Annotated in this window: 9 protein-coding genes and 1 pseudogene; 2 read left to right on the forward strand and 8 right to left on the reverse strand. The window is 57.6% G+C overall.

Annotation, left to right across the window (positions count from 1 at the left end):
* Positions 1–14: 14 nt before the first annotated feature.
* The 7 genes from CK221_RS26815 to CK221_RS26845 form a co-directional block, all read right to left on the reverse strand.
* Positions 15–902: a type IV secretion system protein gene (locus tag CK221_RS26815; RefSeq protein ID WP_095779902.1), complete on the reverse strand. Its 888-nt coding sequence runs from the start codon at positions 900–902 to the stop codon at positions 15–17.
* A 58-nt stretch (positions 903–960) separates the two neighbouring features.
* Complete coding sequence (locus CK221_RS26820; RefSeq protein ID WP_095779903.1) at positions 961–1644, reverse strand: type IV secretion system protein VirB5; 684 nt, start codon at positions 1642–1644, stop codon at positions 961–963.
* 13 nt (positions 1645–1657) lie between these two features.
* Positions 1658–4027: a VirB4 family type IV secretion/conjugal transfer ATPase gene (locus CK221_RS26825; protein ID WP_095779904.1), complete on the reverse strand. Its 2370-nt coding sequence runs from the start codon at positions 4025–4027 to the stop codon at positions 1658–1660.
* Positions 4027–4359: a type IV secretion system protein VirB3 gene (locus tag CK221_RS26830; protein WP_095779905.1), complete on the reverse strand. Its 333-nt coding sequence runs from the start codon at positions 4357–4359 to the stop codon at positions 4027–4029. Before CK221_RS26830 ends, CK221_RS26825 begins: the two co-directional genes overlap by 1 nt.
* The gene (gene virB2, locus CK221_RS26835; protein ID WP_245322506.1) at positions 4352–4657 is read right to left on the reverse strand and encodes a pilin major subunit VirB2; all 306 of its coding nucleotides are present in this window, start codon (positions 4655–4657) and stop codon (positions 4352–4354) included. The genes CK221_RS26830 and virB2 overlap by 8 nt, the downstream gene beginning before the upstream one ends.
* A 74-nt stretch (positions 4658–4731) precedes the next feature.
* Complete coding sequence (locus tag CK221_RS26840; protein WP_095779907.1) at positions 4732–5514, reverse strand: type IV secretion system lytic transglycosylase VirB1; 783 nt, start codon at positions 5512–5514, stop codon at positions 4732–4734.
* Positions 5515–5601: 87 nt separating this feature from the next.
* A complete protein-coding gene (locus CK221_RS26845; protein ID WP_095779908.1) occupies positions 5602–5823 on the reverse strand; it encodes a hypothetical protein in 222 nt (73 codons plus the stop codon).
* A 690-nt stretch (positions 5824–6513) separates the two neighbouring features.
* Here CK221_RS26845 and CK221_RS26850 point away from each other — a divergent pair.
* Positions 6514–7233, forward strand: coding sequence for a response regulator (locus CK221_RS26850; RefSeq protein ID WP_095779909.1), 720 nt, complete (start codon positions 6514–6516; stop codon positions 7231–7233).
* A gap of 27 nt (positions 7234–7260) precedes the next feature.
* Positions 7261–7747 (forward strand): annotated as a pseudogene (locus CK221_RS30935) (ISKra4 family transposase); the annotation flags it as partial.
* A gap of 106 nt (positions 7748–7853) precedes the next feature.
* On the opposite strand, the gene CK221_RS26860 reads toward CK221_RS30935, so the two are convergent.
* Positions 7854–9213: Ulp1 family isopeptidase (locus tag CK221_RS26860; protein WP_245420667.1), on the reverse strand; the 1360-nt coding region annotated here is incomplete at its 5' end.

The raw sequence follows: 9213 nt of genomic DNA on the forward strand, positions 1-9213 counted from the left end.
CGCTTGTTGAGTGATTAACGACCCGCCGTTTTGGCAAAGTGGCGATTGAGGTTGTTTAAGGATCGGTTCGCCCCTGCCCAAGAGCCGCCGGCGATGCTACTGGCGATCGTCGGAAGTGCGATGATCAGAGCGTCGCCAGCCAAGAAAAGCATGTCGAGTTCGTAAAGTCCGATGATCTTGGCTGCTGTCGTGCCCGAGAGTCTGATCATCAAAAGCATGGCTACCAGCGAGGCTGCTTCGGCCGCGATAACTATAGTCGCAACGATGTTGAGAAGGAGAAGCAGCAGCCCGTACGAGAGCAGTTGGCCGATCCATCTGGTGGCCATGTCTCGAGTGTGATCAAAAAGGTAGCCGACAAGAACCAGAGGGCCGATCGCCAACAGCACCTTCGTCAAAATTCCAACGGCATCATAGATTTCGAATGCTGTCCACAGCGAGCCGTAGAAAATCCATTGCGCTCCCTCAAAAGCAATTATGTCCTGGCTGTTCATTGGCCCAATTTCGGAAGCAATCATCTGGAAGGCATACTGAGTTGACGCAAACATCCAGTCGAGCTTCTGAGGAATATCGATGAAAGGCAAGTTGCTGCCACTGATGCCGTGAGCAAATCTCGGAATCGTTTCGTCGAAGACCGTTTCAATGTATATCTGGTAGTTGGCCTGTCCTAGGATAAGGCTGACGACAATCGACACCATGATTACGCGCGTGATACCTCCACGCGCATCGACTTGACCCCGCATGACCAGACAGCCTTGGATTATTATCCAAAGCGTCACACACGCGACCAGAGGCGCGCTGATCGCCTCTTGGATTTTTTTAAGCACGTTGTGCAGCCCTGACGTAAAGGCCAGATGAAAGATCGTGTGTATGGCCGTGAATGGCGCGGGAATCTTGAAATTCATGGCCTGAGCCTGATTTGTCCCTGATCAGCGCAACTGAGCCGGATGAACTCTGCGTCGTTCACGGGAGGATGTTGAACATCTTGGCGGTGTCCTGGCGTTCGCGACGCTGCGTTGCGGCCTCCTCCACGGCGTGAAGGCTCCCTTGTGCAGTGGCCATCGTCAGCAGACTCGTGGCCTGGACATTTTGGATGATCGCATCGTGAATCTGCTTGAGGACCAGACCGTTGGTCACTGTGGCCTGCACAATATTTCGAGAGCGGGAAAGCTGATCAAGCGTGTCGGCGTTGTTCTTAAGGCGCTTGTCCATTACTTCCAGAGTGTCGGCTGCAAGAGCTGCGGCATTGGCGGCACCAGTGATTTGCCCCTTTAACAGTTTCCCTTCCGCATCGGTGCCGGTGACTATCCTAGTTGGGTCCTGCGCAATGTTACGCGCCATGGTAGAAACTGGCGCCCGAGCATCAAACATCTGCCCCTCCAGTTTGTTGCTCGACGGATAGTGATTTCCTTGGTTCAGTGCACCCAGCAGTCCCGTGACGCCAAATGACGACTTCAGCAACTCAACCATTTCGATCGTGGTAGCGAGCGTCTGGGCTGACTTTATAAGGATCGCCGCAGTGGAACCCGCTGTTAAGGCCGATTGTAATTCTGTTGCCGGGTCGCTGACAATGAATTGCGACCGGGCCTGCGTGCTCAGCAGAAAGGAAGCAGCAATCGTCGTTGCTGCAAGCTTGGCAAATCTCATGAATATTCCTCCGTCAGTCTTGAACTTCGTGATAACGAGCCATGAACTTGTCGAGCCACGCACTTGGGGCATCTCCGTGCTGGTCACGAAGCTGGTCGGCAAAGCGCACGGTGTTGGCCCGCCCCGAGAGCACAGCTACATATTCGCGCATCTGGCCAAGATCGAATTCGCAAACGACACTCCCGCTGTCGCGCTTGAGCAAAAACTTGCGGCTGCCAATTGCCATTCCCTGGCGGATTGCCTCGAACTCCTGCGTGGTGCACTTCAAGCCATCGACATACGCAGCCCGATCCGCCGTCGGTGATGGGTAGAAAATCTTCGTCATGCATTGTGCAACGAGACTGGCTCCGAGGGGCGATTCAAGCACGTGTTCAGGCTGCTGCGTTGCGAGTATCAACATCCCGTTGTTCTTGCGGACTGTGAGCAAGAACTTGTCGATAACAGCCGAGAATTGGGGGTTAAGCAGATAGAAGCGAAATTCGTCGCAGCTCATGACGAACCGGCGGCCATCGACAACAGCGCCCACGCGGTGCAGAAGATATGCGGCGGCCGGCGCACAGACCTCCTCAAATTCCAGGAGCTGTGTCATGTCGAAGCCCGTAATGGAGGCATCCAGCCTTACTTCGTCGACATCGCCGTCAAAGGCCCATCCAAGCGCATTCCCTCTACACCACCGCTGCAGCCGCGCTCCTGCGCCCTCGGAGGCGCCGTGCAGTAGGAATTCGCGCAGGCCCGCAATTGAGCGCATGACGGGTTCGAACGAAAGTTGACGAACAATGCCACGTTCCAGTCGACGGCTTTCCTCCGGCGAGATCGGGCCACGGCCGTCACTCTCGATTAGAGCCACCAGCCATTCGCGCAGAAAGTCCAACGAGGCGGAGGTATTGTCCAGTCCACGCAGAGGGGCCAAGCCGCTCGGAGCGCCTCTGCGCAACGCTAGATATGTCCCTCCGGTGGCTCGCACCAGCAGTTCACCACCCCGGTCCTTATCGAAAAAGACGATGGCACCATCGCGATCGAGCATGCTTTGCTCAAGCATCGCGAGGATAAAGGTCATCAGCGTCGTCTTGCCTTTGCCGACAGGCCCGAATATCGCCGTCATGCCGACGTCATTCTCATGGGGGATGTAGTCGAAAGAAGTTCCACCGTTGGTGCGAAAGCGCGCAACAGCTTTGCCCCAGTGGCCGGAAATGGAACCACTTGGGAAGTTCTCAAAAGAGACAAGCCCGGCAAAATTGTGCGAGGTGATCGCGCCGGGGCGCGTGCGCCACTTGTTGTTCCCCGGAAGTTGGGACCAGTACGCGGCCTCCATGCCGATACCCTCTTGGACGATAACGGCGCCCGCGTCGGCCAGCCTTGCGCGGGCATTTGCTGCCCGATCTGCAAGGCTGTTGAGGCTGTCGGCATAGACGCACAGACTCAAATGATGTGAACCCATGACGAACTCGTTACTTGCCAGTGCGTCCTCTGCTTCGGCCAGTTCATTGATCTGGGTGAGAGCCTTGTCGCCGGCGCTCGTCATCTGGCTGGACTTAAGGCTAAGCTTCGCATGAGCTTGTGGCCGAGTGAGGAAGGAAAAGCTCTGGCTGAGGACAAGCGGGAAATTGGCGGACAGCAACGGATTTAGCATGCCTGGCCGTGTCTTCGCCGGATATTCACGGAACGAAAACAATGACCCCACCGAGCTACCGCCGGGACTTCGAATCTCAAGCGCCCGCTTCCCGCAGATGACCTGGTCAGTGTAGATCGAGGCGCCAAGTGAGCCGGTAACCATCGGAACCGGAAGAAACCGGCAAGTCATTATCAGCCGAAGTGCCTCACCGATTTCGGTGAAGAGCACGTCGCCTTTCTCACGAATACCCAACCGGCGCAGACCGTAACCGCCGAGTGACCCAGCAATGATCTGCCAGAGGTCCTCCAGGCTTCGCATTTGTGTGGCCAGATCGTTGTCATTGCGCCTGGCGGATTTGGCAATGCGCCAGCCGATCTTGCCGATTGCGGTGCGGGGGAACACGACGACAGTGAGGAAGTGATCGTTGCGAAAGAGCTTGCCCGACAGCACACGGCTCTCGTAGGCCTCGCTTAGACTGCCAGCGAATGCACTTTGAAACTGGCGCGATCCCGGCTCCGGCACATCCTTGTTTCGCACAAGATGAGCGTATAGCGTGACATTGTCATCGGCGATGTTGCGCAAGAGAGTGTTGAACGCGCGGCAGCGCGAGTTGCGCATCTCAGCGTCTTCCAAATCAAAGGGCAGCCCGTTCACGTGTGCCATGGCCATGATCGACCCGTCTTCCAGAAGGACAACCTGGTCACTTAGATGACCGACATATGGAAGATAGATCTCGCCAGATCTTTCGGTCCGGCCACTGGCGCCAAACATTACACCATTCCTCTTCCGCGTTTCGGCACTCTGATCGGATTGGCGCTTACGCTCGCGCCGCCCCACACCTGCCCGTCCACGCTTCTGCCGGCCGTCTGCAAATAGAGGAACGCGACGCTTGCGGCGTTATAGTCACGCTCAACAATCAGCCGTGCTCCGAACCAGAGTGGCACAAGCACGACTTCATAAAGTGGGTTCTTGAGGATAATGATGACGAGCCCCGCCAACATCATCAGCAATCCGGCCAGCGTGAGCGGCACCCCTAGAAACAGTGCGGGGCGTGTCGCCGCCACATAGAGGGTGCTCACTTCTAATCGTCGCTCATCAGCCACCGCCTATGAGCGCCTTGCCCAGGAAACTGGCGCCAAACATGATGACGATCCCTCCAACGACACCCGCAACCAGGCCAAGTGAAGCACGACCGAACATCCAGGAGATACCGATAGCCACCAGCCCGAGCACGGCCAGTGATTGTCCGAAGGGGCCAAGGATGAAGGTGCAGATATTCTGGATCATCTTGGCAGGATCCGTCCCTCCGGTCACCTGGGCCGCGGCTGGCCCGCTGGAGAAGACCGTCCACGCCACGCATGCAGCAGCGGCCGGTACATATTCAGCCGTCATGCGCAGCATGGAAAAAGGAGAAGGAACACGCGCTTTAAGCGCACGGAGTATTCTGAGAGGCTTCATCATTGTAACTCCACGATTCAATCGAATACGAGCTTGTTCGGGCTCGAGGTTTCCAGTTCTTCCGCAGCCTGCCTGCCGGTCGGACCGGAGGGTTCGACCCCGGAGCGGTTTGGCTGATAGGAGCCCCAGATGTCCCAGGACTTTTGGTTGGGCTGCTTTGTATTGGCCTGTTGGCTCTGTTGGAGCAGAGACGGCACGGCTTTGCGACCTGGTGCCTCAAGATGTGACGCATCTCGGGCGGTCGGCTCCAGCATTCGCTCAAAGTGACTTGAGATGTCCTTTGCGGCCGACTCTACCTTGCGTACATAACCGTTGGCGAAGCCACGCGTGACGTCGCCGGTGTTATAGGCCGAGATGGCACGGCGAAGCGCCAGTTGCTGCGCCGGAGCAGTCGTGCCGCCGGCATACCGGCTTTCAAGCAAGTGGCCGGCAGCCGAAAGGGAGGCGCAGGGCTCGAAAGCCTTTTCCGGCGTGAGACTGAGCATGGGAAAGTTCTTGCTGTTTATCTGCATCAATCCAACATCGACAGAATGTTGTGCTTCGAGGCGGTCCTTGATGCCCCGGGTGGCTTCCAGGTGATTTATCCAGCGAAGCTGCTCGCCTGTGGTGTTGTCATGAGCCACCAGCGTTTCAAAGCCACTTTCAATCTTGGCAATCGCGGCAAGGGTGGACGGCGCAACCCAGGGAGCGCATTCGCGCGAAAGGCGATGGAACTCACGGGGCGAAAGTGGCGCGGGCTCGGCCGGAAGTGACATCGACGTCAACAGGGCAATAGCCAGCGGCCAAACTGCAATAAACATTTCCTCTCACCTACCTTTCCAAGCCGCCGGACAGCTTCTTGCCCTTCCGGCACGCTCTTATCGGGGAGGTTTGTTACTGTGTGATGTTCAAGTTAAGCCTTTTGGTATCAATTGAAACAAAAGACATTTGTTCAGGGCGAAGGCGCTGGGCTGAGTTGGCAGCAGTATGATGAGCATGCGGAACTTCTGGAAGGAGCCGGAACAATCGCAGCCGAGGTGGGCATAAAGGCCGTCCATGCCCAAGGTCACAGAGTGACGCTGGGGAACCTCGTTCAGCTGTTCGGCGGTGCTCTGAAATGAGGTGATCATACAAGATCCCATCGGCAGAAAACCGCAGGCCTTTGACGGAATCCGACGGGCTATCGCCAGCCTCAATCACGAGATTCGATTTTGGCGCTATCGAGTTCGAGGTGCTGCCCGTAACGTGACAGGCTCAATGTGGAGGTCTCGCGTAAGATGAGAAATGTTAGGTCGGACGGTGATCGTTCTCTGCCAAAAAAAGATGCGATGCCGCCGGCCATCTCGGAAGAACCCGGCTTGGCAGGCGACATGCTATTTGGCACAAAACCGCTATAGCGAATCACGTTGGTCCTTACGCCGACGACCTTTCAGGGAGAACGCGGCGCTGCTCAACCACATCGGACTCACACGAGTCGGACGATGTCGATTAGGGCCGCAAGCGCCACATAACGTGACGATCATGCAACCACATTGGAGGCGAGTCGGCACCGTCGAACCCGAATAGTGTGAGCAGGCCCGTATCCAAACTGACAAAACGGGGAATCACGGCGCTTGAACCTGTCTGGCCTCACGGCTGGATGCATGTCGCCAATTCGCGATCGACAAGACCAGCTTTGTTACCGATTTTGGACGACCGAGGCCCTCGTTGCTGGCCGCCTGCAGCCGCGGGTGGGACCAAGGGGCAGCTGTTGTATGTCGGTGCCCTAGAATTGCTCGGCAAACAGCTTAGACCAGTGATTCGAGATTGAAGGTGAGCCGTTGAAACATGTTCTTGTCATCGATGACGATGCCGCAATGCGGCGCCTCATCGCCGAGTACCTCACGATGCATGCCTTGAAAGTAACCGTGGTGCGCGATAGCAAGCAGTTTGACTATGTTCTTGCACATGAGCCAGTCGATCTCGTGATTGTTGACCTTAACCTAGGCCGGGAGGATGGACTTGCGATCGTCCGCAATCTGGCGACAAAGTCGGACGTTCCGATCATAGTGATTAGCGGCGACCGGCTAGATGAGGCGGAAAAAGTGGTTGCACTGGAGCTCGGCGCAACCGATTTCATTGCCAAGCCTTTCGGAATGCGCGAATTCTTGGCCCGCATTCGCGTAGCGTTACGCGAGCGCATTCCGCGAACCAGAGATCAGCGCTCATTTCGCTTTGGGGCCTGGAAGCTCAGCGTCAAGCAGCGGCGACTGATCTGTGAGGTGCGTGGCGAGGTCAAGCTTACCGCATGCGAGTTCAATCTCTTGATGGCGTTCCTGGAGAACCCACGCAACGTGTTATCCAGAGAACGGCTTTTGCTCGCGAGCCGTGTGCGTGGAGAAGAGGTCTTTGATCGAAGTGTGGATGTCATGATCATGCGCCTGCGCCGAAAGCTGGAGGTTGACGCGGCCAATCCTCGCCTGGTCAAAACATCCCGTGGTGCAGGGTACTTCTTCAACGCTGACGTGGATGTCAGCTACGGAGGCACCTCGGCCGCTTGACCGGGAGCTATTCTGGAGTTTCCCGAGTACATCCGCCACCGTGGTGATCGGAAGAAAAATCAAGCTGATCGCCGGCCGCTCGCTACCTGAAGACGGCGCTTCGCGCTACATCGGTTTCGTCCACGGCGATGATCGCGAGCTGCAACGGCGCATTCTCGACCATCCAACAAGCAGGCGTCCAGGCTTACCTTCATCATACCTTCATCACCGACGGTGGGAAGAAGTCTGCTCGCTCGCGGAAATGATTGCACCGGCGAGCGAGCATGCCCTCGATTGATTCCTTATCAGCATGCGCATCACGATCCTTCGCCAGTTCGTGCAAGGGCTCGAAGACCACGACGAGCAGGCCGGACAGGACCTGCTTGAAACCTTGCGCAGGATCAAATGGCATCTCTGGCATCATAACGTCTACTTGCCCGTGACGAACTCGCTGACCAGCATCTCGAAGCAGGCTAGTCTAGCGAACATGCGCAAGTTCCTGACTGCCGTTGGCGGGTTCCAAGCCTACATCGCCTTCCAACAGTGCCAGCCTGAAAAAATTCGGCAAGAGCTCCGGTCTGGAGATTGCGTCAGCGCCTCTGTCGTCGAAAGAGCTGTTCTGCTTGACCCACCCATGGAGCTCAACGTCCCGCGTCGGAGCGCTCTCTGCTTCTGGAGGAAGCCATCAGGTCAGCTCGGGCTTGATCGGGGGCTTGGCTGATGGACGTTGCGGTTGCTTCGCCCAGCTGCCCGATGGCGAGGCTTTGCCGATTATCGGTCTTCTGCCTCTCCCCTGGTCTCAAAAGCGCTGTGTAATGTTCATTGTTGATGATGACGCCCCCGCTGTTCACGCGGTTGCTCCTGTCAAGTGTACTCGTCATCTCGTTCTTGGCCCCGCGCGACTTGCTCAAGTGCTGGTCAAACGGCGCTGACGCGACTTGTCGGGCTTGCTGCTCTTGCAACACGGCGTGTTGCACCTGCGACCCGACTACTCCAAGAGCCTCCGCGCGGACTGCGGCAAGCTCGTGCGGCAAGCGGCCCTGCCTCAGTCGGTTTTGCAGCGCCTGCCGATCGGCGATGAGGTTGTCAAGATGCAGCGGCCGCTGCCGTTCCGGCCACTCTTGGTTCGCCAATCTCTGAACCAGCGCGCGCGTACCGTCCACCACGAAGACGCCGCAATCAACACCGTTGTTCTGCCGGGCCATGGCGGGTGTCACCAAGGTGGTCGCGTCCAGTCTTGCTGCGAGCTCTCGTGCAGGTGCGTCATTGTACCCCCGTCCATCGCGCTGAGGGATCGAGTCGTAGTGATAGGCGACCGCTCTTTCCGGGTCGCGGCGATCAACGAGAAGCAGCGACCAATGCTCAGGGGGTCCCTCATTCTCCACTGTAGCCAAGGGATTGCCACTGTTCACGGGCAGGAACACGAAGTCGGCTGCGACGTCGCTGTGATGATAGATGGACCGCAATGTAAGTTGTGGGTCCCGGTCGGGACGGCGCAGTTGCTGGGAGACCAAGGGATCAACCAGTCGCGTTCGGGCGGCGAGAGCTGGGTGGGCCGCCTGCAGGTTCTGCTCCAGCAACTGGTAATCCCTGCTGATATGGGCGTCATCCAGCAGCTCGGGGCCGAGCACCGCCCCCGGGGGGAAGTTGGACGAAGCTGACGGAAGCGCTCCCATCCGAGCATCGGAGGAGGTGGTCAGATCGACCAACGGAACACCGCGATAGGTGTCTGACAGTCTGGCGGTCGCTGGCGAGGCGGGCCCCCTTGGCGGTACTGCTGCCGCTGCAGCTTCATTCGTCCGACCCCGATCGACCAGCCAAAAGTCGTTGCGCCCTTCCGGCCTCTCGGCGGTGTTTCCGTGGCCTTTGATCTCGTAGTTCCATTCCGGCTTTTCCGCATCCGGCAGGAGGCCATGGCGGTTCAAGAAAGGGAGCATCGCGTCTGGGACGCGTTGGGCTCCATGGGAGAAGCCTTTGGGGACGGCGAATGAAACGTTTATA

Origin of the sequence: Mesorhizobium sp. WSM3868 (genome assembly GCF_002294785.1) — a bacterium.
Taxonomy (GTDB): Bacteria; Pseudomonadota; Alphaproteobacteria; order Rhizobiales; family Rhizobiaceae; genus Mesorhizobium.

Coding starts and splice junctions, on each gene's coding strand:
- CK221_RS26815 (WP_095779902.1), bottom strand. CDS start 902: ATGAATTTCAAGATTCCCGCGCCATTCACGGCCATACACACGATCTTT.
- CK221_RS26820 (WP_095779903.1), bottom strand. CDS start 1,644: ATGAGATTTGCCAAGCTTGCAGCAACGACGATTGCTGCTTCCTTTCTG.
- CK221_RS26825 (WP_095779904.1), bottom strand. CDS start 4,027: ATGTTTGGCGCCAGTGGCCGGACCGAAAGATCTGGCGAGATCTATCTT.
- virB2 (WP_245322506.1), bottom strand. CDS start 4,657: ATGCTGCGCATGACGGCTGAATATGTACCGGCCGCTGCTGCATGCGTG.
- CK221_RS26840 (WP_095779907.1), bottom strand. CDS start 5,514: ATGTTTATTGCAGTTTGGCCGCTGGCTATTGCCCTGTTGACGTCGATG.
- CK221_RS26845 (WP_095779908.1), bottom strand. CDS start 5,823: ATGATCACCTCATTTCAGAGCACCGCCGAACAGCTGAACGAGGTTCCC.